Source organism: Streptomyces sp. NPDC059452 (assembly GCF_042750035.1).
Lineage (GTDB): Bacteria > Actinomycetota > Actinomycetes > Streptomycetales > Streptomycetaceae > Streptomyces.
Map to the genome: position 1 here is coordinate 143,352 of NZ_JBHYVE010000009.1, position 25,828 is coordinate 169,179.

Annotated in this window: 23 protein-coding genes; 12 read left to right on the forward strand and 11 right to left on the reverse strand. The window is 72.4% G+C overall.

Annotated features, from left to right (window positions below; genetic code table 11):
• Positions 1-753: 753 nt before the first annotated feature.
• From ACFW9Z_RS15035 to abc-f, 6 genes are all read left to right on the forward strand, one after another.
• Entirely contained in the window at positions 754-1,503 is a 750-nt protein-coding gene (locus tag ACFW9Z_RS15035) for a GNAT family N-acetyltransferase (protein ID WP_384640027.1), read from the forward strand.
• A 198-nt stretch (positions 1,504-1,701) separates the two neighbouring features.
• Entirely contained in the window at positions 1,702-2,907 is a 1,206-nt protein-coding gene (locus ACFW9Z_RS15040; RefSeq protein ID WP_384639789.1) for a PP2C family protein-serine/threonine phosphatase, read from the forward strand.
• Between the two features lie 166 nt (positions 2,908-3,073).
• On the forward strand, positions 3,074-3,739 hold the full coding sequence (locus ACFW9Z_RS15045; RefSeq protein WP_384639792.1) for a TetR family transcriptional regulator: 666 nt from the start codon (positions 3,074-3,076) through the stop codon (positions 3,737-3,739).
• Entirely contained in the window at positions 3,736-4,515 is a 780-nt protein-coding gene (locus tag ACFW9Z_RS15050) for an SDR family NAD(P)-dependent oxidoreductase (RefSeq protein WP_384639794.1), read from the forward strand. The genes ACFW9Z_RS15045 and ACFW9Z_RS15050 overlap by 4 nt, the downstream gene beginning before the upstream one ends.
• Before the next feature lie 222 nt (positions 4,516-4,737).
• Complete coding sequence (locus tag ACFW9Z_RS15055) at positions 4,738-5,778, forward strand: NAD(P)-dependent alcohol dehydrogenase (RefSeq protein ID WP_384639796.1); 1,041 nt, start codon at positions 4,738-4,740, stop codon at positions 5,776-5,778.
• A gap of 236 nt (positions 5,779-6,014) precedes the next feature.
• On the forward strand, positions 6,015-7,691 hold the full coding sequence (gene abc-f / locus ACFW9Z_RS15060) for a ribosomal protection-like ABC-F family protein (protein ID WP_384639799.1): 1,677 nt from the start codon (positions 6,015-6,017) through the stop codon (positions 7,689-7,691).
• Here abc-f and ACFW9Z_RS15065 read toward each other — a convergent pair.
• The 4 genes from ACFW9Z_RS15065 to dhaK form a co-directional block, all read right to left on the reverse strand.
• Positions 7,655-8,158, reverse strand: coding sequence for an NUDIX domain-containing protein (locus ACFW9Z_RS15065; RefSeq protein ID WP_384639802.1), 504 nt, complete (start codon positions 8,156-8,158; stop codon positions 7,655-7,657). The genes abc-f and ACFW9Z_RS15065 overlap by 37 nt on opposite strands.
• A gap of 134 nt (positions 8,159-8,292) precedes the next feature.
• On the reverse strand, positions 8,293-8,703 hold the full coding sequence (locus ACFW9Z_RS15070) for a PTS-dependent dihydroxyacetone kinase phosphotransferase subunit DhaM (protein WP_015606855.1): 411 nt from the start codon (positions 8,701-8,703) through the stop codon (positions 8,293-8,295).
• Positions 8,700-9,314 carry a dihydroxyacetone kinase subunit DhaL gene (dhaL, locus tag ACFW9Z_RS15075; RefSeq protein WP_384639805.1) on the reverse strand — a complete coding sequence of 205 codons (615 nt, stop codon included), beginning with the start codon at positions 9,312-9,314 and terminating at the stop codon, positions 8,700-8,702. The genes ACFW9Z_RS15070 and dhaL overlap by 4 nt, the downstream gene beginning before the upstream one ends.
• A 115-nt stretch (positions 9,315-9,429) precedes the next feature.
• A complete protein-coding gene (dhaK, locus tag ACFW9Z_RS15080) occupies positions 9,430-10,422 on the reverse strand; it encodes a dihydroxyacetone kinase subunit DhaK (RefSeq protein ID WP_384639807.1) in 993 nt (330 codons plus the stop codon).
• A 386-nt stretch (positions 10,423-10,808) separates the two neighbouring features.
• Between dhaK and ACFW9Z_RS15085 the strand changes: the two genes are divergently transcribed.
• The gene (locus ACFW9Z_RS15085; RefSeq protein WP_384639810.1) at positions 10,809-11,579 is read left to right on the forward strand and encodes an HAD hydrolase family protein; all 771 of its coding nucleotides are present in this window, start codon (positions 10,809-10,811) and stop codon (positions 11,577-11,579) included.
• 260 nt (positions 11,580-11,839) lie between these two features.
• Positions 11,840-12,409: a molybdopterin-dependent oxidoreductase gene (locus ACFW9Z_RS15090; protein ID WP_384639813.1), complete on the forward strand. Its 570-nt coding sequence runs from the start codon at positions 11,840-11,842 to the stop codon at positions 12,407-12,409.
• A 172-nt stretch (positions 12,410-12,581) separates the two neighbouring features.
• Here the strand turns inward: ACFW9Z_RS15090 and ACFW9Z_RS15095 are convergent, their stop codons facing one another.
• The 7 genes from ACFW9Z_RS15095 to ACFW9Z_RS15125 all read right to left on the reverse strand — a co-directional run bounded on the left by ACFW9Z_RS15095 (position 12,582) and on the right by ACFW9Z_RS15125 (position 20,231).
• Entirely contained in the window at positions 12,582-13,409 is an 828-nt protein-coding gene (locus ACFW9Z_RS15095; protein ID WP_384639816.1) for a tyrosinase family protein, read from the reverse strand.
• Positions 13,410-13,464: 55 nt separating this feature from the next.
• Positions 13,465-13,902 (reverse strand): tyrosinase family oxidase copper chaperone, encoded by a 438-nt coding sequence (locus tag ACFW9Z_RS15100; RefSeq protein ID WP_384639818.1) that lies wholly within the window; start codon positions 13,900-13,902, stop codon positions 13,465-13,467.
• 456 nt (positions 13,903-14,358) lie between these two features.
• The gene (locus ACFW9Z_RS15105) at positions 14,359-15,402 is read right to left on the reverse strand and encodes an ABC transporter ATP-binding protein (RefSeq protein ID WP_384639821.1); all 1,044 of its coding nucleotides are present in this window, start codon (positions 15,400-15,402) and stop codon (positions 14,359-14,361) included.
• Positions 15,399-17,006, reverse strand: coding sequence for an ABC transporter permease (locus tag ACFW9Z_RS15110; protein WP_384639824.1), 1,608 nt, complete (start codon positions 17,004-17,006; stop codon positions 15,399-15,401). Before ACFW9Z_RS15110 ends, ACFW9Z_RS15105 begins: the two co-directional genes overlap by 4 nt.
• 5 nt (positions 17,007-17,011) lie before the next feature.
• Complete coding sequence (locus ACFW9Z_RS15115; protein WP_384639827.1) at positions 17,012-18,076, reverse strand: iron ABC transporter substrate-binding protein; 1,065 nt, start codon at positions 18,074-18,076, stop codon at positions 17,012-17,014.
• A 186-nt stretch (positions 18,077-18,262) separates the two neighbouring features.
• Complete coding sequence (locus ACFW9Z_RS15120) at positions 18,263-19,417, reverse strand: agmatine/peptidylarginine deiminase (RefSeq protein ID WP_384639829.1); 1,155 nt, start codon at positions 19,415-19,417, stop codon at positions 18,263-18,265.
• Positions 19,418-19,565: 148 nt separating this feature from the next.
• Positions 19,566-20,231 (reverse strand): TetR/AcrR family transcriptional regulator, encoded by a 666-nt coding sequence (locus ACFW9Z_RS15125; protein ID WP_384639831.1) that lies wholly within the window; start codon positions 20,229-20,231, stop codon positions 19,566-19,568.
• 177 nt (positions 20,232-20,408) lie between these two features.
• Between ACFW9Z_RS15125 and ACFW9Z_RS15130 the strand changes: the two genes are divergently transcribed.
• The 4 genes from ACFW9Z_RS15130 (at position 20,409) to ACFW9Z_RS15145 (ending at position 25,760) form a co-directional block, all read left to right on the forward strand.
• Entirely contained in the window at positions 20,409-22,097 is a 1,689-nt protein-coding gene (locus tag ACFW9Z_RS15130) for a serine/threonine-protein kinase (protein WP_384639834.1), read from the forward strand.
• A 143-nt stretch (positions 22,098-22,240) separates the two neighbouring features.
• Positions 22,241-22,822, forward strand: a complete 582-nt coding sequence (locus tag ACFW9Z_RS15135; RefSeq protein WP_384639836.1) for a TetR/AcrR family transcriptional regulator — start codon at positions 22,241-22,243, stop codon at positions 22,820-22,822.
• A 482-nt stretch (positions 22,823-23,304) separates the two neighbouring features.
• Positions 23,305-24,015: an urease subunit gamma gene (ureA, locus tag ACFW9Z_RS15140; protein ID WP_384639839.1), complete on the forward strand. Its 711-nt coding sequence runs from the start codon at positions 23,305-23,307 to the stop codon at positions 24,013-24,015.
• Positions 24,012-25,760 carry an urease subunit alpha gene (locus tag ACFW9Z_RS15145; protein WP_384639842.1) on the forward strand — a complete coding sequence of 583 codons (1,749 nt, stop codon included), beginning with the start codon at positions 24,012-24,014 and terminating at the stop codon, positions 25,758-25,760. The genes ureA and ACFW9Z_RS15145 overlap by 4 nt, the downstream gene beginning before the upstream one ends.
• Positions 25,761-25,828 lie beyond the last annotated feature (68 nt).

Here is a 25,828-nt window from a genome sequence, read left to right on the forward strand (position 1 = left end):
GGGGGCTCGTTCCTCATGCACGCCGGACGGATGCGATCGGGCCGACCGAGGCGATCGGGCCCCGAACAGGCGGAGTTCGGGCCTGAAGGAGTGTCACGGGGCAACAGGGGCCACAGGATGCGCGGGGCGCACAGGGCGCACAGGGCGCACAGGGCGCACAGGGCGGTTCTGGGGGCACTGGGTGCCCCTGTGTGCACTGGGTGCACACAGAACCGCCCCACCGGTACGGGGGAGCCCGGTGGGGCGGTCGCCACCAGAGTGCCACAGCCGGGCCGCCGTTGGGACCGGACCGGCGCGTATTGGCCTATGGATGAGTGGAGTCGAGCGCCCTTCCACGCGGGCGCGCGCCGGGGTTCCCGAGCGCCGGACCCTCTCCGTCCGCAGTTCCGGAGGCGCCCGGCCGCCCGGTTGATTGCAGCACCGTGAACAGTTCCCCGCAGCGGAATACGCCCTGCGCGCACGGGCTTTTCGCCGCTGGCGGGCGCGCGGTGCCAGGGCACCGGGGTGCCCGCCCGGAGGAACCGTGCGACGGACCGGAACGAGGGAGAACATGCGCAAGGCCTACGCGTTCGAAGACTGCCGAGGAGGGGCGGCACCGCGTGCCGCGGAACGGCCCGATCCGATCGGGGAGACGGTCCGGTGAACGCCTTCGACCCCGCCGCCGCCCCGACCCTGGGAAGGCCCGTCTTCGGGGAGGCGCGCACTCCGGTGTCCCGCCCCGACCCCACCGCACGGCCGCCGGCCGTCGCCCCGGTGACCGCCCCGGCGGCGACCGGCCCCGGGGCACCCCACCCGCTGGACAACCCCGCCCGCTCCTCGCTCACGGGGCCGCACGCCCACTTCGCCGAACGCCGCGGCCGGATCCTGCGCTACCCCGCCGACGTCAGCACCTGGCTCTACCTCCCCGACGTCCCGGACGCCCAGGACTGGGCGGATCTCGCGGCACTCGCCGGACCGGGCGGGGAGGTGGGCCTGCCCCCGCTCGACGAGGAGCCGCCGCCGGGCTGGGAGATCGTCCACCGGGTCGACGGCGTCCAGCTCGTCGATGTGTCGGTGGTCCCCGCACCCGCCCCGGAAGCCGTGCGGCTCGGCCCGGCGGACGTTCCGGAGATGCTGGACCTGGTGGCGCGCACCCGCCCCGGCCCCTTCCTGCCGCGCACCATCGAACTCGGCACCTATCTGGGCATCCGCCGCGATGGGGCCCTGGTCGCGATGGCGGGGGAGCGGCTGCACCCGCCGGGCTGGACCGAGATCAGCGCGGTCTGCACCGACGAGTCCGTACGGGGACAGGGGCTGGCGAGCCGCCTGGTCCTGGCGGTGGCGCACGGGATCCGCGAGCGCGGTGAGACCCCGTTCCTGCACACCTCGGCCTCCAACACGACGGCGATCCGGCTCTACGAGTCGCTGGGCTTCCGGCTCCGCCGCCGTACGCAGTTCCTCTCCGCCCTGGCTCCGGTGGCGCTCCCGCCCGCCGACGGAACCCGCAGGCCAGTGGAGAGGTGACCGGTGGCCGGGCCGGGGCACCGGGACCTTCGGCCCCCGCTCCGGGTGCCGAAGGTCCCGGGCCGAACGTCCTGCCCAGGACCTTCGGCACCGCCTCCGGGCCCTATGCCCCCCTGCGGCGGGGCCCGGACCCCGGTCAACTGGAAGGGACCGGCCGACGTGCGGGCGGCACCGAGGAACGAACGGGAGGAGAGGCCGGTGGCCCTGGGGAAACGGCGTACGGTACGGGAGCGGACGGCGGTCCTGCCCGGTACGGGCGCGGCCGCGGCAGCCACGGGCCGGATCGGGAGCTGGGCGCTGGCCGGTGGGCTGGCTCTGCTGAGCGCGCTGATCGTCTTCCTCGACGTGGTCACGGGTGAGGACCTGCGGGTCATCCCGCTGCTCGTGGTCGTCCCGGCCCTCGCCTCCGTCTTCTGCACCCTCCGGCAGACCGTCTGGGTGGCCGTGTGGATCACGGTGGTCGTCGTCGCGTCCGGCCTCGGCGGGGACGGGACCTTCTGGGACTTCGTCTTCGGTATCGGTTTCACCGTGCTGGCCTGCGCCCTCGGTGTCGCCGCCTGCGCGGCCCGGATACGGCACGCCACCGAGATGGACCGGCTCCGCTCCGCCGCCGTCGCCCTCCAGCGCCAGATCCTGCGCCCGCTGCCGGTCATCACGGACCAGGTCTTCGCGTACGGGCTCTACGAGCCGATCGAGGAGGACCGCTTCGTCGGCGGCGACATCTACGAGGTCGTCGAGTCGCCGTACGGCACCCGCGTGATCATCGGGGACGTCCAGGGCAAGGGGCTCCCGGCCATAGGAGCCGGGTTCGCCGCGATCGCCGCGTTCCGCGAGGCGGCGGTCCGCGAGCCGACGCTCACCGGGGTGGTGGAGGCCCTGGAGGACGCCGTCGTCCGGCACAACGTCTTCTCCGCCCAGACCGGTGAGGCCGAACGCTTCGTGACCGCGCTGGTCCTCGGGTTCGACGCGGAGGGCGGCGTACAGGCGGTGAACTGCGGCCATCTGCCGCCCCGGCTGCTGCACGACGGAGCGGCCTCGGCCGTCCCGCTGGAGCGGACCTATGTGCCCCTCGGCCTCGCCGGTCTCAGCCGTGAGACCCGTACGGCCGAGTCGTTCGGCTTCCCGCCCGGCGCCACCCTCCTCGTCGTCACCGACGGGGTGACCGAGGCCCGCGACGCCTCCCGTGCCTTCTACCCGCTGGACCGGCGGCTGGCGGAGTGGGCCGGATACGGCCCGCGCGAGCTGCTGGACGCGCTCCACGTCGACCTGGAGGCGTTCACCGGAGGCATCCGCCGCGACGACGTCGCGGCGCTCGCCCTGCGCCGGGCACCGGGCGAGGGCGGCCCGCGTCCGGTGGAGGCCGCGGAGGACGTCCGTCCGGTCGCGGGTGCCGTGAGCGACTGACGTCGGCAGACGGTCTGAATGTCCCCGTGCGACTGATGTCGCACGGGGACATTTTCAGGTGTACGGTGCAGGTATGACCCCGGAACGGAAGAGCCCGGAAAGAGAGAGCCCGGAAAGAAGGATTCCGGGGCGGAAGACGCCGGAAGACAGGGCGTCGGAAGGCGGGATGCCGGAGCGGCGCAGCCGCAAGGCCCGCCGCACCCGCGACACCCTCGCGCAGGCCGCGTTCGAGCTGGTGCTCGACCAGGGGCTGCGGAACGTCACGGTGGAGGAGATCGCGGAGGCCGCCGACGTCGACCGCCGCACCTTCAGCCGGTACTTCGCGAGCAAGGAGGCCGCCGCCCTCGACTCCCTGCGCGGCGACGGCGACCGGATCAACGAGGCCCTGCGGTCCCGCCCGGCCGGGGAGCCCCCGCTCCTCGCCTACCGCCGCGCCGTCCTCGCCTGGCTCGCCGACCCCGGTGCGGAGCCCTGGCACCGCCGCCCCCGGATCTTCGACCTCCTGGTCGTCGCCGAGGAGGAGCCCACGCTCTACGCGGCCTTCCACCACATCCGGGTGGACGCCCAGGAGGACTCGGTGGCCATCGTCGCGGACCGGCTCGGGGTCGATCCGCGCCACGACATCCGCCCCGCCGTGACCGTGGCGGCGGGGGCAGGCGCCCTGCTCGCGGCCCAGGCCGCCTGGGTGCGCGGAGGCCGCCCGGACGCCCTGCCCGCCCTGGTCACCGAGGCGTTCGACGCGCTGTCGGCGGACCTGCTCACGGCACGGGACACCACAGAAGACACAGCAGAACCAGAAGACACAGCAGCAGCAGAAGAGGCAACCTCATGAGCACCACCCCCGCCCCCGCCACCCCCTCGGCCGAGTTCGCCGGCCGTACCGCCCTCGTGACCGGCGGCGCCTCCGGCATCGGCCTCGCCGTGGCCAGGCTCCTCGCCACGGCGGGCGCGGCCGTCGTCGTCGCCGACCACGACGAGGAGAACGCCCGCAAGGCCGCCGCCCAGCTGGAGAGCACCGGAGCCCGGGCGGCCGCCGTACGCATGGACGTCACCGACCCGGCCTCCGTCGAAGCCGGTGTCCGGTTCACCGTGGAGACCTTCGGCGCCCTCCACCTGGCCGTGAACAACGCGGGCATCGCCGGACCCGCCGCCCCCACCGGGGCGTACCCCGTCGAGGACTGGGACCGCGTCGTCGCCACCAACCTCAGCGGCGTCTTCTACTCGATGCGCCACGAACTCCCCGCCATCGTCGCGGCGGGCGGCGGCGCGATCGTCAACATGTCCTCCATCCTCGGCACCAACGGCTTCGCGGGCTCGCCCGCCTATGTCGCCGCCAAGCACGGGGTCGTCGGCCTCACCAAGAGCGCGGCGCTCGAATACGCCGCACAGAACGTCCGGATCAACGCGGTCGGCCCCGGCTTCATCGACACCCCGCTCCTGCGGAACGCCGACCCCCAGGCCCGCGAGCACCTGATCTCCTTGCACCCGGCCGGACGCCTCGGCACCGCCGAGGAGGTCGCCGAACTCACCGTGTTCCTCCTCTCGGAGAAGGCCTCCTTCATCCACGGCAGCTACCACCTGGTGGACGGCGGCTACTCCGCCCCGTAACGGCACCCGGGTGGCGGGCAGGGGAGCCGCGGGCGACAAAGGACATGCGGGACCACGGGTCGGGACCGGAAGAGAACCAGGCAAAGAAAACAAAGCAGAGAAGACAAAGCAGAGAAGACAAAGCAGAGAAGACAAAGCAGAGAAGACAAAGCAGAGAAGACAAAGCAGAGAAGACAGAGCAGAGAAGACAGAGCAGAGAAGAGAAGAAGCGAGGAGACCTCCATGAAAGCCGTCCAGTACCGAGCCGCCGGCGCCGCCCCCGAGGTCGTCACCGTCCCGGACCCCGAGCCCGGTCCCGGCCAGGTCCTGCTGAAGGTCACCGCAGCCGGTGTCTGCCACTCCGACTTCGTCGTGATGAGCTGGCCCGCCGACCAGATCCCGTTCCCGCTGCCCCTCACCCTGGGCCACGAGGGCGTCGGTACGGTCGCCGCCCTCGGTGACGGCGTGGCCGGGCTCTCCGTCGGCGACTCCGTCGCGGTGTACGGGCCCTGGGGCTGCGGGATCTGTGTGAACTGCGCCGAGGGCAAGGAGAACTACTGCCTGCGCGCCAAGGAGCTCGGCATCATGCCGCCCGGACTCGGCGCCCCCGGCGCCATGGCCGAGTACATGATCATCGACGACCCCCGCCACCTCGTGCCCATCGGTGACCTGGACCCCGTGAAGACGGTGTCGCTCACGGACGCCGGACTCACCCCGTACCACGCGGTCAAGCGCTCCCTGCCCAAGCTCGTACCGGGCTCGACGGCCGTCGTCATCGGCACCGGGGGCCTCGGCCATGTCGCCATCCAGCTCCTGCGCGCCATGACGGCCGCGCGGGTCGTCGCCCTGGACGTCACCGAGGAGAAGCTCGACCTGGCCAGGGCCGTCGGCGCGCACGAGGCCGTCTTCTCCGACGAGAAGGCGGCGGACCGGGTCCTGGAGCTGACCGGCGGACTCGGCGCACACGTCGTCCTGGACTTCGTCGGCGCCCCACCCACCGTGCGGACCGCCGGGGCCGCCGCCCGCGTCGACGGTGACGTCACGATCGTCGGCATCGGCGGCGGCGCGCTCCCGGTCGGCTTCGGGACGCTCCCGTACGGCACCAACGTCAGCGCCCCCTACTGGGGCTCGCGCAAGGAGCTCGCCGAGGTCCTCGACCTGGCCCACGCGGGGGCCGTCGACGTCCACGTGGAGACGTACTCCATCGACGAGGCCCCGCTCGCCTACGAGCGGCTGCACGACGGCCGGATCAACGGCCGCGCGGTCATCCTGCCGAACGGCTGAACCCGCACAGGTGCGCCGGGGGCGGGCTCGGTGGAAAATCCCCGCCCCCGCATCCGGCACCTCGTTACACTCGACACCATGGGTTCGTACTACTACTTCCGCTGATTCCCGGCCCGGACAGCCGCCGCACGCCGTGTGCCGCTGTCCCTCCGCCGTCCGGTACCCACGCCCGGCCCCCGCGCGTCCCCGCACGCGCCGTCGCGGGCCGGCACCCAGGAATCAGGGAAAAGGCACCCATGCACCCCCAGCGCGACCGCGCCCAACTGACCATGAAGGACGTCTCCAAGGCGTACGGGGACCGCTCCGTACTCGACCAGGTGACGCTCACCGTCCGCCCCGGCGAGAAGGCCGCCGTCATCGGCGAGAACGGCTCCGGCAAGTCCACCCTCCTGCGGCTGCTGGCCGGGGCCGAGCGCCCGGACAGCGGCGGGATCACCGTCCGCTTCCCCGGCTCCACCGGCTATCTGGCCCAGACCCTCGCCCTCGATCCGGCCGACACCGTGCAGGACGTCGTCGACGCGGCCCTGGCCGAGCTCCGCACCCTGGAGCGCCGCATCCGCGAGGCGGAGGAGGCACTCTCGGCGGGCGAGCCGACGGACGTGGAACTCGCGGCGTACGGAGACCTCCTCACCGCCTACGAGGAACGCGACGGCTACCGCGCGGACGCCCGTACCGAAGCGGCCCTCCACGGCCTCGGCCTCGGCCATCTCACCCGGGACCGTGCGCTCTGCACCCTCTCCGGCGGCGAGCAGTCCCGCCTCGCCCTGGCCTGCGTGCTGGCGGCCGCCCCCGAACTGCTCCTCCTGGACGAGCCGACCAACCACCTCGACGTACGGGCCGTGAACTGGCTGGAGGACCACCTGCGCGCCCACCGGGGCACGGTCGTCGCCATCACCCACGACCGGGCCTTCCTGGAGCGGGTCACCTCGGTGATCCTGGAGGTCGACCGCGACCTGCGCACGGTCATCCGGTACGGGGACGGCTGGGACGGCTACCGTACGGCGAAGGCGGCGGCCCGGCGGCGCTGGGCCCAGGAGCACCAGGAGTACCTGAGCGAGCTGGCCCGTACGGCGGAGCTGGTGGACGCCGCAGGACAGCGGCTCGCGGCCACGGGCAAGGACCCGAAGCAGGGGTTCGGCAAGCACCGCCGCTCCCACGAGGCGAAGCTCTCCGGCCAGGTCAGGGCGGCCCGCACCCGGCTGGAGGCGCTGCGCCGCACCCCCGTACCCGCCCCGCCCAAGCCGCTCGCCTTCACCGGCCGCCCGGCCCTGGCGGAGGAGACCGGCTCCGGCCCCCTGATCGAGCTGGCGGACATCTCCGTGGGCGACCGGCTCCACCTCCCCGCCCTGCGCGTGGAGCCCGGAGCCCGCCTGCTGGTCACCGGGGACAACGGAGCGGGCAAGACCACCCTCCTCCGGGTCCTCGCCGGGGACCTGGCTCCCGACACCGGCACGGTCCGCCGCCGCGCCCGGGTCGGCTACCTCCCGCAGGAGCTGCCCGCCCGGCCGACCCGCCGCACCCTGCTCGCCACCTACGCGGCGGGCCGCCCCGGCTCCCCGGACGAGTACGCCGACGAGCTGCTGGAGCTGGGCCTGTTCCACCCCGAGGACCTCGGCGTCCCCGTCGCGGACCTCTCCATCGGCCAGCAGCGCAGGCTGGCCCTGGCCCGGCTGGTGACGCGGCCCGCCGATCTGCTGGTCCTGGACGAGCCGACGAACCACATCGCGCTGAGCCTGGTGGAGGAGGTGGAGGCGGCCCTCGCGCAGTACCCGGGAGCCGTGGTCGTCGTCTCGCACGACCGCAGCTTCCGCGCCCGCTTCACCGGCGACGTACTGAAACTGCGGGCGGGCCGCCCCGCCTCCTACTCGGAACCGGCTTACGCGTCCGGGGCGTCGGCCTCCCCGCGTACCTGAGCGCGCAGCCGCTCCACGAAGACGCGCTGGCCGACGACCAGCCGTTCGGCGGCCTCCTCCGGCGTGCACCAGGCGAACCGGTCCATCTCCGGGAACTCCCGCTGCACGCCGGAGCCGCGCGGCCACTCCATCGTGAACGTCCCCGGCACCACAGCCGCCACATCCAGCTCCGCCCGAACCGCCCACACGGTCACCGTCTTGCCGCTGCGCTGACGCGCCTCGCCGAGCGGCAGCCACTCCCCGTCCGGCACCGGCAGCCCCAGCTCCTCCTCGAACTCCCGCCGCGCGGCCACCGCCGGTTCCTCGTCGGGGCCGTACTCACCCTTGGGCACCGACCAGGCGGCCTCCTCCCGGCCCGCCCAGAACGGCCCGCCCATGTGCCCGATGAGCACGTCGAGATCCCGCTCGCCTCCCGTATCCGTGGTCCGGAAGAGAAGAAGCCCCGCACTGCGCCTGCCTGCCGACATGTCGCCAAGTCTGCAAGCACGGTGGGAGGCACGCCAACGGAGGGGCCGGGCCGACGAGGAAGGGGCGGCGCCGCATCGCGGACACCGCCCCGCCACCCCCGTACGGCCACGTCTTGACGACTATCTCTTGACGACTACGTCTTGCGGTACCCGTACGCCTCCGAGGCCGCCGCCTCCACCGCGCCGATGTCCCCGCCGGACGAGGCGGTCACCACGGCGGCGACCGCGCCCTCCACGAACGGCGCGTCCACCAGCCGGGTGTTCTCCGGCAGTTCGTCGCCCTCCGCGAGCATCGCCTTCACCGTGAGGACCGCGCTCCCCAGATCGACGAGGACCGCGACCCCGGCGCCCCGGTCCACCGAAGCGGCGGCCCGGCCGATCAGCTCGGCGCTGGTGCCGAGCCCGCCGTTCGGCAGCCCGCCCGCCGCGGCGACGGGGGCCGTCACGCCCCCGGCGGCGAGGCCCCGGGCCAGTTCGGCGACCGATTCCGCGACCGGCCCGCTGTGCGAGACCAGCACGATGCCCACCTGCGGCTCGTCGCTCATGCGTCCACACCCCCGTCCTTCGCCGTCTCGGCCAGGGCCTCGACCAGCAGGGCCGCCGAGGTCGCCCCCGGGTCCTGATGCCCGATGCTGCGCTCACCGAGATAGCTGGCCCGCCCCTTGCGCGCCTGCAACGGAACCGTCGCCTCGGCGCCCGCGCGGGCCGCGTCCGCCGCGCCCCGGAACGACGAGCCCAGCGCCTCGGCGGCGGGCAGCAGCGTGTCCAGCATGGTCTTGTCCCCGGCCTGCGCCCCGCCGAGCTGTCCGACGGCGGCCACGCCCTCGGCGAACGCCCGGGCGAGCTGGTCCCGGTCCACCGCGGCGGCCTCGCCGAGCGCCTTCCCCGTACGGCGCAGCAGCGTCCCGTACAGCGGTCCGGACGCCCCGCCGACGGTGGAGATCAGCTGCCGCCCCGCGAGCATCAGCACCGCACCGGGAGTCGCGGGCGCGTCCTTCTCCACCACGGCCGCGACCGCCGTGAAGCCGCGCTGAAGGTTGCTGCCGTGATCGGCGTCCCCGATCGCCGAGTCCAGCTCGGTCAGTTGATCCGCCTCACGGTCCACGGCGGCCGCGGTGGCCGCCATCCAGCGGCGGAAGAAGTCGGCGTCGAGCACATGATCTCCTGTTCCCCGGGCCTGTCCGGCACGGTTCGTACGCGTACGGTCGTCGGCACGGTTCGCAAGGCCCCGGCCCGGCCGCGCCCGCCGAGTGCTCGGGGCACCGAGGGGCTCAACGGCCCCAGCGGAGCGCGGCGGTCCGGACAGGTGCGTCCCACAGCCGCAACAACTCCTCGTCCACCTGGCACAGCGTCACCGAGCAGCCTGCCATGTCGAGCGAGGTCACGTAGTTCCCCACGAGCGTACGAGCCACCGGCACACCCCGCTCGGAGAGCACCCGGTGGACCTCGGCATTGAACCCGTACAGCTCCAGCAGGGGCGTCGCCCCCATGCCGTTGACCAGAGCCAGTACGGGGCCGGTCGGCCGGAGGTCCTCCAGCACCGCGTCGACCGCGAAGTCGGCGATCTCGCCCGAGGTCATCATCGGCCGCCGCTCGCGCCCCGGCTCGCCGTGGATGCCGATGCCCAACTCCAGCTCACCGGGGGGCAGATCGAAGGTCGGGCTGCCCTTCGCCGGAGTGGTGACCGCGCTCAGCGCCACCCCGAAACTCCGCGAGGACGCGTTGACCTGCCGGGCCACCGAGACCACCCGCTCCAGGGGCGCGCCCTCGTCCGCCGCGGCCCCGGCGATCTTCTCGACGAAGAGCGTGGCACCCGTACCTCGCCGCCCGGCCGTGAAGGTACTGTCGTTCACCGCCACATCGTCGTCCACGACGACCTGGGCGACCTGGATGCCCTCGTCCTCGGCGAGTTCGGCGGCCATCTCGAAGTTCAGCACGTCACCGGTGTAGTTCTTGACGACGAAGAGCACCCCCGCCCCGCTGTCCACCGCCGCGGCCGCCCGCACCATCTGGTCCGGCACCGGCGAGGTGAACACCTCCCCAGGACAGGCGGCCGACAACATCCCGGGCCCGACGAACCCGGCATGGAGAGGCTCGTGCCCCGAACCGCCCCCCGAGACGAGCCCCACCTTCCCGGCGACCGGCGCGTCCCGCCGGACGACGACCCGGTTCTCCACATCGACGGTCAACTCCGGGTGGGCGGCGGCGATACCCCGCAGGGCGTCGGCGACGACGGTCTCCGGGACGTTGATCAGCATCTTCATGCCTGTCTCCTTCTGAGTCCAGCAGGGGCGATGTCAGCCCGTGTCTTTCCTGGTGAGGCTTCCGGCAAGGTTCATGAACTGCTGATCGTCCCTCATGAACCCCGGCGACGCACCATGCTGAGCGCGTCGCGGCTCCTGCCGAAGCGGTGTACCCGGGGTGGCTCCTCCGGGGGAGCCGCCGCCGCGGTCGAGGTCGGCATCGTGCCCGTGGCGGCCGCCGACGACGGTGTGCTCCCGCGCAGTGCGCGCGCGACGGCGCCGCGATGTGGACCATCGGCGCCAGCGGTGGCGCGTCACCGAAATCCGGTGGTTGGAGGTCCGGAGCCGTCGTGTCCCGGGGAGCGGGGCCATGGGTGGTGTCCGGAGATGACCCGATAAGATTTGGTGTGATCCTTTCCAGCATCCGCACCACGGTCTTCGACATCGACGGCACCCTCTGCTTCGACGGAAGGACGATCGACAGCCGGATCCTCGCGGCGATCGAGAGTTGCGAACGCGCCGGTCACCAGTTGGTCTTCGCCTCCGCCCGCCCGGTTCGCGACCTGTTGCCGGTGCTCGACGGGGCCTTCCCCGCCGCGACGCTGATCGGAGGGAACGGCAGTCTCGTATCCGTCGGCGGCCAGGTGCGGGCGCGGGCCGCGTTCGAGGCCGATGACCTCGACAAGCTGCTGGTCGAAGCCGACCGGTTCCAGGCGGGCTATCTCGCCGACGGCCCCTGGGACTACGCGTACACCGGGCCGGCCGACCACCCGATTCTGGGCCGTGTCGACCAGGGCCGCCTCGCACGGCAGGTCGACCTCTCCGACCTCCCCGCCGTCGTGAAGTTCCTTGTGGTCGCTGCGACCGACATGGCGGCCCTGGCCGAGGCGGGCCGGGTGCTCGGGATGACCGTCAACCACCACCTCGATGAAGCGATCATCGACTTCGCTCCCGGCGCCACGAACAAGTGGGACGCCCTCGCCTCGCTGGGCATCGACCAGTACAACGCCTTCGGGAACGACATCAACGACCGCGACCTGCTGGCCCACGCGCGGCACTCGGTACGGGTCGGCGCCCACCCCGGCCTGGACGGTGTCGCCCGGGTCACCGTCGCTCCCGACCCGGCCGCCGTCGCCGCCGAGATCTCCAGGCTTGCCGCAGCGACGCCCGCAGGCTGAGGCCTGTGCCCCCGGGGGGAGACGGACCGGAACCGCGTCCATACCCGTCTGTGAGACACCCGTCTGTGAGACGAACGCACCGCGACCGACACCCCGGGGGAACGGGGCTTGCTCCGGCCCTGAGAACTCTGCGGGAGAATGTATGTGCGAGGGTGTTCCGCATCTCGCCGTGCCGACCCCTAGGGAGATGACCGTCAGTGGGCAGCGATCACCTGGCTCCGCCGCCTACGTCACGACACCTCCCGCCGGGGCAGCGGAAGGTGGCCGGCTGGCCGGTCTCCCACTACGGCCCGGTTCCCCGCTTCCGGCCCGAACGGTGGGACCTGAAGATCTTCGGGGCCACAGCCCGCGACGTCACCTACAGCTGGACCTGGGACGAGGTCACGGCACTTCCGCGCACCGCCGTCGTCGCCGACCTGCACTGCGCGCAGGGGATCACCTCGACGGATCACGAGTGGTTCGGCATCCCCGCTGAAACGCTGCTCCGCCTGGCGCCTCCGGCCGCCGGGGTCACGCATGTGATGGCCTGGGCCGAGTACGGCTACAGCGCCAACCTCCGGCTCTCCGACTTCACCGCCCCCACCACACTCCTGGCGACCCACCGCGGCGGCGAACCCCTCACCGCCGAACACGGCTCCCCGCTGCGTCTGGTCGTGCCACACCTCTACGGGTACAAGAGCCCCAAATGGCTCCGAGGCGTCGAGTACCTCACCGCCGACCGCCCCGGGTTCTGGGAAGAGCGCGGCTACCACAACGTCGGAGACGTCTGGACCGGGAAGCGCTACAGCTACCAGGACGAGGACCACGGCACCCGGCCGTCCGGCAGCTGACGGCCTGACTCCGGTCGTGAAGTGAGGGACCGTGACGTGAGGGACTGTGCTGTGAGGGACCGCGGCGTGAGGGACTGTGACGTGGGGGACCGTGGCGTGCCGAGGGCCTGGCGGACGGCCTGCTCCATGAAAGCGCGAAGCTGACGCGTGCCCCCAGGCCCTCCGCGCGGCGCTACGCCATCGTGTCGTACGTGTAGTACCGCGTGTGGTCCAGCATGTCGGCCGGTGTCACGTCGTTCCAGGGGCGCATGGTGTCGTTGAGGCTCACGACGTTCCGCGTCCCCGTGGCGGGCAGGTAGGTGGAGCGGGGGTGCCGCGCCTGCCACTGCGCCCAGAGCCGGTCGATGAACGCGTGGTGCATCCAGAAGACCGGGTCGTTGGGCGAGGCGCCGGTGGTCATCTGACCGCCCACCCACACGTGCACGCGGTTGTGGAGGTTGACGCCGCGCCAGCCTTCGACGTGGTTGCGGAAACCGTCCGACGCGCTGTTCCAGGGCGCGGTGTCGTAGGTGGGCATGGCGAGGACCGAGTCGACCTCCGAGCGGGTCGGCAGCTGCGGTACGCCGGAGCCGAGGGCGCGGCGGAGGAAGTTGCGCCCGTCGACCGTCACCGTGACCGGCCATCTGCCGCCGCTGAAGGCGAACGGCCCCTCGGCGACCTGCCCGTCCCTGACGCGGCCGGTGCCTCCGAGGAAGTCGGGCGCCCACAGGGAGGCGGCGACGGTGCGGTCCACCGTCCAGTCCCAGTAGGGCAGTGCGACGGTGGGGTCGATGGCCTGGAGCGCCTGCTCGAACTCTATGAGGAACCTGCGGTGCCAGGGCAGGAAGGACGGCGACCGGTGGCCCACCCGTTCACCGTTGTCGGTGTCGCTCATGATGAAGGAGTTGTGGGTGGTGACGAACGTGTCGTACCGGCCGGTGCGCTTGAGCTCCAGGAGCGCGTCGACGAAGCTCCGCTTCTCGGCAGCGGTGAGGCTCGCCTGGTTCTTGCGTACGGTCATGAGGGTGCTCCCCGGTTCAGGAAATGGTCAGCGGAATCGCGCGGGCGGGACGGGATCAGGCCAGGGGTACGAGTTCGGAGCCCTGGAGCTCGATCACGGCCGCCCGGGCGACCGCGCGCGGGGTGGCGAACGTCTCGTAGTGGTTGATGACGCTGACCCAGGTGCTGTCCGCGTTCCGCATCACATGCAGTTCCTCGCCGTCGATCTGCACGGTGTAGCCGCCGTGGTGCCCGTCGGCGGGCGACGGCGCGCCCTCGATGCGGCGCCCCCGGAAGGTCTCGCTGAACGGCTGCGGGCCTTCGTGCTCCGAGTGCTCAGAGTGCCCTGCATGGCCTGCGTGGCCTGTGTGTTCCGCGTGCCCTTCGGGGTGCTGCACGCCTGCGGCCCGAGGGTCGGACGGCCCTCCGGCCGTCCGGGCGAAGCCGGTCAGGACGAGGCCGGTCACAACGGTCGCAGCGGCACCGAGGGTGCGACGACGGGTGAGTTGAGGCATGGGAAAGTCCCCCAAGTGCGGTGATGGTGTACGGGAATCGAAGGCAGGCGCCCTCGGAATCCCCTCAAGTGATGGCGCGTCACCGGACGCGCACTCGACCTGGTCAGGGTCGGCGCGTCCGGCGGGCCGTGTCGGCATATGCCTACAGCCATATGCGCGGGAGGCAGTAGTCCGGGCGGGCCGGTTCACCGCCATACGGACAGGGCGAAGTGGGCAGTGCAGGGTTCAACGATGTTGATCTTGCTGTTTGGGTGACGAAACGGGACCGCATCGAAAGTTTTTGAAGAAGAAGCGTCAACTTTGTGAAGGATTTCCCGTCAAACCCGAAAACGTGTGGCCTCACTCACCTCGTGAAGCTGTCCGGAATTCCTCGTCGCGCATCGCACCCGCAGAGAGCCCCGCCGCCCCCGAGGGGCACCCGGACAGCCCGGCGACGGTTCGCCCGGATGCCGGGACCTACTCGGCCGGGCGGTGGAGGGTGGCGGTGCCCGTGACGACGATCCCGACCGGGTCGCCGGGGTGCCGGTCGACCGGACCGGTGGCGCGCACCTGGACCGGGGCGTCCACGCCCGGCACGGCGACGCTCACCAGCGTGTCGGCCCCGTGGAACGAGACGTCCGCCACCGTGGCGCGGGCCGCGCCGTCCGACGGGGCGGTGAGGGCGAGCTGTTCGGGCCGCAGCACGACGGTGCCGCTGCCTCCGTCGGCCGGGGCTTCCAGGGGCACGGGGCCCAGGGCGGTCCGGGCCGTCGAGCCCTCTCCGGTGCCGGGCAGCAGTACGGCACCGCCGACGAACCCCGCTACCCAGGGATCGGCGGGCCTGCGGTAGACCTCCTGCGGTGTGCCGCACTGGGCGACCCGGCCCGACCGGACGACCGCGACCAGATCCGCGGTCGTCAGGGCCTCCTGCTGGTCGTGGGTGACCAGGACCCCGGTGGCCCCGGTCGCCCGGAGCGCCGTTCGGACATCTGCCCGGACACCGGCGCGCAGGGCGCTGTCCAGGGCGTTGAACGGCTCGTCCAGCAGGACGAGGGCGGGCGCCGGGGCCAGCGCGCGGGCAAGGGAGACCCGTTGCTGCTGACCGCCCGACAGTTCGTGGGGCATACGGGGGCCGTAGCCGGGCAGACCGACGAGTTCGAGCATCTCCTCGGTACGCCGAAGGCGCTCGGCACGTGTCCGGTGCGTCAGCCCGAAGGCCACGTTGCGGGCGACGCTCAGGTGCGGGAAGAGCGCGCCTTCCTGCGGGACGATCCCGACCCTGCGCTGCTCCGGAGGGAGATGGACGCCGGGGCCGGTGACGGTCCGCCCGTCGAGTTCGACCGTACCCGCGTCCGGGCGCAGGAATCCCGCCACGGCCCGCAGCATGGTGGTCTTCCCGCAGCCGGAGGGGCCGAGCACGGCGGCCAGCCGCCCGCTGGGGACGGTGAGGTCCAGCCCGCCCAGGATCGGGGCGCCGGGGGCGTAGGAGTGGGTCAGGCCGGTGATGTGCAGGTCGCTCATGTGCGGTGCCTTCCGAGGAGGTACGCGGGGACGGCGGCGATCAGGACGAGGACGGCGGCATAGGGGGCCGCCGCCGCGTAGGAGGCGGTACCGGTCTCGGTCCACAGCCGGGTGGCCAGCGTGTCCATGCCCGTGGGGCGCAGCAGCAGCGTCGCGGGCAGCTCCTTCATGCAGACCACGAAGGTGAGCGCGGCCCCCGCGGCCACCCCGGGGGCGGCGAGGGGCACCGTCACCTCCCGCAGGACCCGCAGCGGCCCGCGCCCCAGCGAACGGGCCACGTCCTCCAGGACCGGCGGGGACTGGAGTACGGCGGCCCGCGTCGCACCGACGGCCACCGGAAGGAAGAGCACCGCGTACGCGATGACGAGCAACGGCAGCTCCTGGTACAGGGGGTAGGCGTAGCGCACCGCGAGGAAGACCATGGCGAGGGCGACGGTGATGCCCGGAACGGCGTGTCCGGCGTACGCCGCCTGCTCCAGCAGATGCGCGACGCGGCCCCGGTAGCGGGCGGCCAGGACCCCGACCGGCAGGGCGAGGGCGGTGGTCAGCGCGGCGCCGAGGGCCGCGACCAGCAGGGTCGTCGTCCCCGTGTCCAGCAGCCTGGCAGGTTCCCAGGTGGCCGAACTGCCCACCGCCAGCCAGTACGCCAGGGTTCCCAGCGGGAAGAGGACACCGGCGGCGGCGACGGCCGAGCACCAGGCCAGCGCGGGCCAGCGCAGCCGCGCGAGCGGCAGGGGCACCGGCGGTCGCGCCGTTCCGGAGCCGGTCCGCGCCGACCCGGCCCGGCCGCGCGTACGGGATTCCGCGGCGACCAGGAGCACGGTCATCAGGACCAGGACGACACCCAGCGCCGCCGCCGGGGTACGGTCGAAACTCGCCTTGTACGACGTGTGGATGGCCAGGGTGAACGTCTCGTACCGCATGATCGAGACGGCTCCGAAGTCCGAGAGCACGTACAGGGCCACCAGCAGCCCCCCGCCCGCCGCCGCAGGACGCAACTGGGGGAGTGTGACCCGCCGGAACGTCTGCCACGGGCCGTGCCCGAGCGCCCGCGCCGTCTCCTCCTGGGCCGGGTCGATCCCGCGCAGCGCCGCCGCCACCGGCAGATAGACGTACGGGTAGCTGACCAGGGTCAGGACCAGCGCGGCGCCGCCGAACCCGGCGAGCTCGGGGCGTGCGGAGACCCAGGCGAAGGCCGCGACGTAACTGGGGACCGCCAGCGGCAGTGTGGCCAGCACCGACCAGGCGCGGGCGCCGGGCAGGGCGGTGCGGGTCGTGAGCCATGCCAGGGAGATGCCCAGCACCAGGGAGGCGGCGACGACCACGAGGGCCAGCCCGACGCTGTGGGTGAGGAGTTGACCCGTACGGCCGGTCGCCACGACGTCCCAGGCGAACCCGGGACCACGCTCCAGGGCCCGCACCCCGAGGTAGATGAGCGGGAGCAGGGCGAGTACGGCGGCGACGGAGGCGAGGACGATCAGGACGAGGGGCGGCCTTCGCCCGGCACGCCCGCGCCCGGACACCGCAGAGGCGGTGTCCGGGCGAGTGGCGTTACGAGCGGGCGCCGACGGGGTCTTGAGGCCCCGGGTACCCGGTTCGGTCATACCGGTCAGACCATCCCGGCTTCCCGGAGCATCTCCAGCGTGACCTCAAGCGACTCCAGCTTGCTGAGGTCGATCTCGGGCACGCCCAGGGTCTCCAGCTTCGGGAGGTCGGCCTTGCTGGTGACACCGGCGGCCAGCGGGTACTCGCTGGTCTCGTCGGCGAAGTAGGTCTGGGCCTCCTCGGAGAGGAGGAAGTCCACGGCCTTCGTGGCCGCGGCGCTCTGGTCGTTGCCCTTGAGGACGCCGACGCCGGCGACGTTGACGAGCGCGCCCGGGTCGCCCTTCTTCGGGAAGCTCAGCGCGGCCTTGAGCTTGTCCGCGCCCTCCTCGGCAGCCTTCTCGTACCAGTAGTAGTGGTTGATGAGGCCGAGCTCGGCCTTGCCGTCGTTGACCGCTTCGAGGACGGCGCCGTTCTTCTCGTACACCTGCGGGCTGTTGGCCTTGAAGTCCTTGAGCCAGGTCCGCGTGGCGTCGTCGCCCTCCAGCACGCGCATACCGGTGACGAAGGCCTGGAACGAGGCGTTGGTCGGGGCGTATCCGACTTTGCCCTTCCACTCCGGCTTGGTGAGGTCCTTGACGCTGTCCGGCGCCTTGGCGACCTTGTCGCTGTTGTACGCGATGACGCGGGCGCGGCCCGAGACGCCGATCCAGCTGCCGTCCTCCGCGCGGTACTGCTTGTCGACCTGGTCGAGCGAGGCCTGCGGCAGGGCGTCGAGCCGCCCCGCCTTGCCCAGTGCTCCGAGGGCACCGGCGTCCTGGGCGAAGAAGAGGTCCGCCTTGGTCTTGTCGCCCTCCTCCAGCAGCTGGGCGGCGAGCTCGGCGCTGTCGCCGTAGCGGACCTCGACCTTGGTGCCGGTCGCCTTCTCCAGCTTCTCCAGCAGCGGGGCGATCAGCTCCTCGTTGCGTCCGGAGTAGATGACCAGCGGACCGGCCGACTTCTCCTTCGCGGCCGTGCCGGATGCCTTGGGCTCCGCGGCTTCCTTGTCGTCGGACCCGCAGGCCGCGGCGAGCGGCACGAGCAGGGCCACGGCGGCGAGGGCGGAGACGCGGCGAGAGGTTGTTCGTCTCATGGCAAAGCCTTTCTAAAATGTGATTCATGCACATCTAAGGTTTGCCTAACCTAATCGTCAACCGCTGATCGCCTTGTGATGCGCAACCGAGATGAAAGCCCTGCTGGTGGGGCGGTTCCGGCAGCCTCGCAAGCCCCGCCCCTGAGGCCGGATCGTCGGCTCGGGTGCGACGAGGTGGCGGGGGTGTCAGTCGACCGGCTTGCCGGGCTGGTCGTGCGTGGCGCAGTGGATGCCGCCGCCCCCGGAGGCGACGGTGTCGATCACGACCGGCACGATGTCCCGCCCGGGGAACTGCTCCTGGAGGATTCCCCGGGCCCGGTCGTCGGCCTTCCGGTCGCCGAAGCGGGGCATGAACACCGAGTCGTTGGCCACGTAGAAGTTGGCGTAGGTCGACACGAAGTCGTCGCCCTCGCCGGTGATCCTGTCGAGGTCGGGCTGCGGCAGGTCGATCACTTCGAAGCGCCGGCCCCGGGCGTCGGTCGCCTCGCCCAGCACCTCCCTGGCCTGGTCGGCCGCGCGCGACCAGGAGTCCGGGGGCGTACCGGGGAACGCCTGGTCCAGCAGCACCACGCCCGGCGCCGTGTAGCGGACGAGGCTGTCCACGTGGGCGTCGGTGATGTCCTGGCCGCGCACCCCCTTCAGCCACACCACCTTCTCCACCCCGAGGGTCTCGACGAGGTCGGCCTCGATGTCGTCCCGGCTCATGCCCGGGTTGCGGTTCTCGTTCACGATCGAGCTCTCGGTGATCAGCAGGGTGCCCTCGCCGTCGGTCTCGAAGGAGCCGCCTTCGGCGACGAGCGGGGCCTCGACACGCGGAATCCCGTACTTGGTGAGCAGCGCGCGGCCCACGCGGGCGTCGTTCGTGTGCTCCTGCTTCTCGCCCCAGCCGTTGAAGTTGAAGTCGACCCCGATGACCTCGCCCCCTTCCTCGACGAACACCGGGACCGTGTCACGGGCCCACATGTCGTCCACGGCCAGCGGGATCACCTCGACCTGCGAGCCGCAGGCGCGCTGGGCGGCCTTCTGCTGGTCGGGCCTGGCCATCATGACGACGTACTCGTACTCCGCGATGGCACGGGCGATCCGGGCGATGTCCTCGCGGACGTACGGGAGGTCCTCCGCCCACACCGATTCCAGGGCGGGCCACGACATGAAGGTCCGTGCGTGGCTGTCCCATTCCGCGCCGAACCGGCGTTCTCCTTCGGGCGCGCGGTCCGAGCCGGTGCCGACGGACCCGGCGGCGGAGCCGTCCGGGCCGCAGGCTGTGGCCCCGAAAGCGAGTGCGCCGAGGCCGCCGAGGGTTTGGAGGACCGTACGACGGGTGGGGGGACGGTAGGACACGATGTGCTCCGATCGTGGGTGCTGGAAAGGCTGCCCGGGGGCGCGAGGGGCGGTGCGGTGGTCCGCGCTCTCGACACGAGCGCCGGGTCGGCACACCGGCACACGGGCGGCGGTGGTGCTAGCACTGTGACACTGACTGAAAATTCAGTCAAGCTTGTCCGGGGCCCGTCGGCGTGTCGTATGCCGCCGGGCCGGCCGCGTGCCGAGCGAGGTGGGTCACCTCCACCCCGATCGCCTCGCGCATCCGGGTGCGGGCGTCCGTCAGGGGCAGAATGCCACTGAGCCACCGGGCGCTGAGCCCTTCGAGCAGGGCGGTCAGCCGTTCGGCGGAAGCGGTGAGCGCGGACTCCGGGGCGGTCGGCCGGACCTCGCCCAGCTGATCGGCCACCTCCCGGACCCAGATCACGCTCGCCAGGGCCAGTTCGCCCCGTAGCTCGGGGTCGAACACGGCGCTCGCGCGCAGCTCGCCCCAGGCGGTGCTGTTCTCCCGTACGTGAGGGAGGTCCTGGAGCTCCAACAGGAGCGCCTGCTCCAGCCGACGGAGCGGACCGGGCGTCGCGCCGGAGCCGGGCGTCGCCTCGGCGTCGGCCGCCGCCTCGGCGGCCGACTGCTCGGCCGTGTACCGCTCAGCACGGTTGTTGACGAAGGCCAGGGTCCGCCGGAGCAGGCCGGTGCGGTCCTCGAAGTGGTAGTAGATCAGGGCCTTGGAGACGCCCGCCTCCGCCGCCAGCTCCTCCACCCGCAGTCCCCGTACGCCACGCCGCGCGATGACGGTGGCCGCTGCTTCGAGAATGGCCGTTCTGCGGTCGCTCACCGCGTGCTCCTCCTCGTGGGGGCGTCCTCCCGGGACGCCGGTCGGTGTCGATGGCATATTGACTGAAACTTTAGTCAAGTGCACGATCGTCCGACCGGTCAGGTGCGCTCAAGTCCCCCGACGGACGCCTCCGGCCCGTCCCGCCCACCCGTTCCGCATCGCCGAAAGAGCCAGCGCATGTCCATGCAGTCCCCTGGGGCACACCCCGTCCGCCCGGCGCTCTCAGCCGACGATCCGCAGGAGATCGGGGGTTACCGTCTCCACGCCCGGCTGGGCTCCGGGGGCATGGGCGTGGTCTACCTCGCCCACACCCGGGGCGGGCGGCCCATCGCCCTCAAGGTGGTGCGGGAGGACTTCGCGGCGGACCCCGGATTCCGCCTGCGGTTCGCCGACGAGGTCGCCAGCGCCCGGCGCATCCACGGGCTGTTCACCGCCCAGGTGATCGATTCCGGGGTGGATGACCCTATTCCCTGGCTCGCCACCGCCTACGTTCCCGGCCCCTCCCTCGACCAGGCGGTCCGGCGCCACGGTCCGCTTCCGCCGCGCACGGTCCTGCTGCTCGTCGCCGGAATCGCCGAGGCGCTCCAGGCCATCCACGGCGCGGGGGTCGTCCACCGGGACCTGAAGCCCGCCAATGTGCTGATCGCCGAGGACGGGCCGCGCGTCATCGACTTCGGGATCGCCCGCGCGGCCGACGCCACCGGCCTCACCGGTACCGGGCTGCGCATCGGCACCGCCGCGTACATGGCGCCCGAACAGGCCGCGGGGCTGCCCGTGACCTCCGCCGCCGACGTCTTCGCGCTCGGCGCGCTCGCCGTGTACGTGGCCGGCGGCACGCCCCCCTTCGGGTCCGGGCCCGAGCCGGCCACGTTGTACCGCGTGGTGCACGAGCCGCCCGACCTCTCGCGGGTCCCGTACGACCTGCGCGATCTGCTACTGGGCTGCCTGGCCAAACAGCCGGAGCTCCGTCCGGCGCCGGACGACATCATCGCGGCCGTGCGGGCCCACGCGCGGGTCGCCCCCTCGCTCGAATTCACCCACGGCTGGCTTCCCCCGGGTCTGCGCGGCGAGATCGGGCAGGCCGACGAGCATGGGCCGCCCGTTCCGGTGCACATGGCGCCCACCCAGGCCGGACCGCCCCCCACCCAGGCGCAGCCGGTGCCGGAGGCGGACACGCGGCGGGCCCGGCACATCCCGGGCGGTGCCGGAAGCGGCGCCGGGCCGGGTGAACGGGCCCGGGGCGCCGGTGCCGCCCGGGACCGGCGGCGCCCCCGTGGCAGGCGATGGACCCGGGGCGTCCTCGTGGGGGCGGCCGTCGCCGTCGTCGTCCTGGCCGCCGCTGCCGTCCCGCACTTCTCGGATCGGCCGGGCCGGGCCGGTGCGCAGGCCCCGGACGCTCCACGGTCACCGGGCCCGCAGACCTCCGTACCGGATCCGTCGAAGGCCACCGCCGCGTCCACGCCGTCCGTGTCCACGCCGCCCCCGACCGCCCGGTACGCGGCGGCCTACGCGGACGCCGAGCTGACCGCACCCGACGAGAGTTACGAGTTCGATCTCCAGGCCGGAGAAGTGGTCCCCGCCGAGACCTCGTCCTGGTACCTGGCACGGAGCGGGGACGCGTTCGTGCAGCCGGAGGAGACCGACGTCTTCGTCGCGGCCGGGTACGTCCTCAGCCCGGCGGACTGCGAGCGGGGACTCGCGACGGAGCCGGTGACCGACCTCTTCCTCGACGAACTCGCCGACGAGCGCCCGTTCTGCGTCCGCCGCCCCGACGGAAAGGAGATCGTGATCGTCCGGCTCGTCCACGCGGAGGCGGACGGCGGTCCGGTCACGGTGGTGCTGAGCTGCTACGCCAGGACGGGCTGACCTGGCCGTCCGGCCTTCCCTTCCGCCCGCGCGGCCCGTGTCCGTACGGTGAAGGGGCCGGGCGGCCGTACGGGGCCGGAAGCCCTTCGGCGGGGCGGCGGCCGGGTGCGGGCGGTGGGGGCGGGCCCGGTAGGTTGGTCGCCATGGCGTCCCGTAATACCCGGATTCTCGAAGCGGCCGCACGGGTGATCGCCCGGCGCGGTGTCCGTGGCCTGCGCGTGGAGGAACTCGCGGCCGAGGCCGGTGTGTCCACCGGATTGATCTACTACCACTTCAAGGACCGCACCGGGATCCTCCGCCACACCCTGGAGTTCATCAACGACCGGGCGGAGCGCTACACGACGGTCCGCAGCGCGGACGCGCCGCCCCTCGGCCCGCGCGAGGAACTCGAACAGATTCTTCTGCTGGAACTGCAGGACACCGCCGAGGTCCGGGAGAACAGTGCGGCGTGGGGGGAGCTGCGGGCGAGCGCCGTCTTCGATTCGGCTCTGCGTGAGGATCTCGCCCGGGCGACCCTGGTGTGGGTGCAGGAAGTGGCTGCCCTGCTGGGCCGGGTGAGGCCCATGGCACCGGCCGCGCAGCTCGCGGCCGCCGCCGAAAGGCTGACGGCGTTGCTGGAGGGGCTCAGCATGCGCTGGCTCAGTGGCGGGCTCGGGATCGACCACGCGAGGACGCTCATGCGGGGCGGTATCGAAGCGGAGCTGTCCGGCCTGGAAGCGCGGTAGCGGGCCTCTCGTCACGCGGAGAGCTCACGCGGCGAGCCCACGCGGAGAGCCCACGCGTCGGGCCCGTCGCCTGCCCGTCGCTGCGGGCCCTCTCCACCGCGGACTTCGCTGCCCGCGGGGCTTTCTCCGCGTGGGCCGACTCCCTGGCTCTCGCTTCCTGGTTTTCGTTCCCGCGCGGGCCGAGTCCCTGTGGGTTCTCCCTCGCGGTTTTCCCCGCGCCGCAACTCTTGACTGAATTTTCAGCCAGTGCCACAGTGATGCCACCCGGGAGCCCGATGGGACCCCCTCGGCCGCCGCCCAGAACCGCCGGAGACGTGACGATCTCCCCGCCGACGGCGGAGAGTCCGGCCCGGCCGGTGCGGTTCCGACGAACGGCCCGGCACCCCCTCGGTTCGCATTCGCACCACGTTTCGGAGGAAGAGAGCAATGCTGCTGACAGCTGTGATCGGAGTGAGGGCCCCCGAGGCCCGTCAGGGGCGGTCATGCCGCTGACGCCCACGGAGCGGGACCGGTTGCTGCTGTTCACCGCGGCGGAACTCGCCCGCGCCCGCCGTGCACGCGGGCTGCGCCTCAACGTCCCCGAGGCGACCGCGCTGATCGCGGACACGGTGTGCGAGGCGGCCCGAGACGGGCACCGGCTGGCCGTGGCGCTGGAGCGCGGCCGATCGGTCCTGACCCCCGAGGACCTGCTGCCCGGGGTCGCGGACGTGGTCACCGAGATCCACGTCGAGGCCGTCTTCGAGGACGGCTCCCGGCTCGCCGTCGTCAGCGACCCCTTCGGCGGGGGCCGCCTGGGCGACCTGGCCCCCGGGGCCGTACTGACAGGGCCGGCCGACGCCGGTTCCGAGCCGGTCCTGCTGCTCACCGTGCGCAACACCGCGCCCGTGCCGATCAGCGTGACGTCCCACTTCCACTTCTTCGAGGCGAACCCCCGGCTCAGCTTCGACCGGGCCGCCGCCTACGGCATGCGGTCGGCCGCCCCGGCCGGGTCCTCGACGCGGTTCGACCCGGGCTGCGTGGCCGAGATCGGTCTCGTCCCGATCGGCGGGGCGCGGACGGTCATCGGCTTCGCCGGCCTCGTCGACGGCTTCCTCGACGCCCCCGGCGCCAAGGAGGGGGCCCTGCGCCGCGCCGCCGCCCGTGGATATCTCGGCGCCTCCGCACCTGATGAGACGTCAGGGGCGAACGTATGACCAGGACTTCCCGGCACAGCGACCACTGCGCGCCCACCGGCCGGCACATCGATCCGCACGAGTACGCGACCGTGCACGGCCCCCGGGCCGGTGACCGGGTGAGGCTCGGCGACTCCGGACTCGTGGTGCGCGTCGAGTCCGACAGCCAGCAGCCGGGCGACGAGTTCCTCGCCGGATTCGGGAAGACCGCGCGCGACGGTCTGCACCTCAAAGCCGCCTCCGTCTCCGAGACCTGCGATGTGGTGATCAGTAACGTCCTGGTCATCGATGCCGTACAGGGCATACGCAAGGTGTCCATCGGCATCCGGCGGGGTCGTATCCACGCGATCGGCCGCGCCGGGAACCCGGACACGCTCGACGGTGTGGACATCGTCGTCGGCACCGGCACGACGATCGTCCCGGGGGAGGGGCTGATCGCCACCGCCGGAGCCGTCGACACCCACGTACATCTGCTGTCGCCGCGGATCATGGAGGCGTCCCTGTCGTCCGGTGTGACGACGGTCATCGGCCAGGAGATCGGCCCGGCCTGGGGCGTCGGCGTCAACTCCCCCTGGGCGCTGGGGCACGCCTTCAACGCCTTCGACGCCTGGCCCGTCAACATCGGCTTCCTGGCGAGGGGTTCGTCCTCCGACCCGGCCCCGCTGGTGGAGGCGCTGGCCGAGGGCGGGGCCTGCGGCTTCAAGGTCCACGAGGACATGGGCGCCCACACCCGGGCCCTGGACACCGCCCTGCGCGTCGCCGACGAGCACGATGTCCAGGTCGCCCTGCACAGCGACGGCCTCAACGAGTGCCTCACCGTCGAGGACACCCTCAGCGTCCTGGACGGCCGGACGATCCACGCCTTCCACATCGAGGGCTGCGGCGGCGGTCACGTACCGAACGTGCTCAAGATGGCGGGCGTGCCGAACGTCATCGGCTCCTCCACCAACCCGACGCTGCCGTTCGGGCGGGACGCCATCGACGAGCACTACGGCATGATCGTCTCCGTCCACGCACTGAAGACGGACCTGCCCGGTGACGCGGCCCTGGCCCGTGACCGGATCCGGGCCGGGACCATGGGTGCGGAGGACGTCCTGCACGACCTCGGAGCCATTGCCATCACCTCCTCCGACGCACAGGGCATGGGCCGGGCCGGTGAGACCATCCGGCGCACCTTCGCCATGGCGGGCAAGATGAAGGCCGAACTGGGCCCCATGGAGGGCGACGGCCCGCACGACGACAACGCCCGGGTGCTCCGCTACATCGCCAAACTGACCATCAACCCGGCCATCGCCCATGGGCTCGCCCACGAGATCGGCTCCATCGAGGTCGGCAAGATGGCCGACATCGTCCTCTGGCGCCCGCCGTTCTTCGGTGCGAAGCCGCAGCTGGTGCTGAAGAACGGCTTTCCCGCCTACGGGGTCACCGGCGACCCCAACGCCGCCACCGACGCCTGCGAACCGCTCGTACTCGGACCGCTGTTCGGCGCGCACGGGGCCACGCCCGCAGAGCTCTCGGTCGCCTTCGTGAGCCGTGCCGCCGTCGAAGCGGAATCGTTCGGCGGGCCGCGCGATGCGCTGGTGACGCGTCGTCGGCGGGTGGCCGTGCGCGGTACGCGCGGCATCGGCCCGGCGGACATGATCGCCAACAGCCGTACGGGGGAGGTCCTGGTCGACGCGCGTGACGGCCTGGTCAGCCTGGACGGGCAGCCCCTGCGTTCACCGGCGGCCCAGAGCGTCTCCCTCAACCGCCTCTACTTCCTCTGACCGCACACCCACGGCTCCAGGGTGCACAAACCCCACCCCGGAATCCATGCCTCAAGAACTGACTGAAA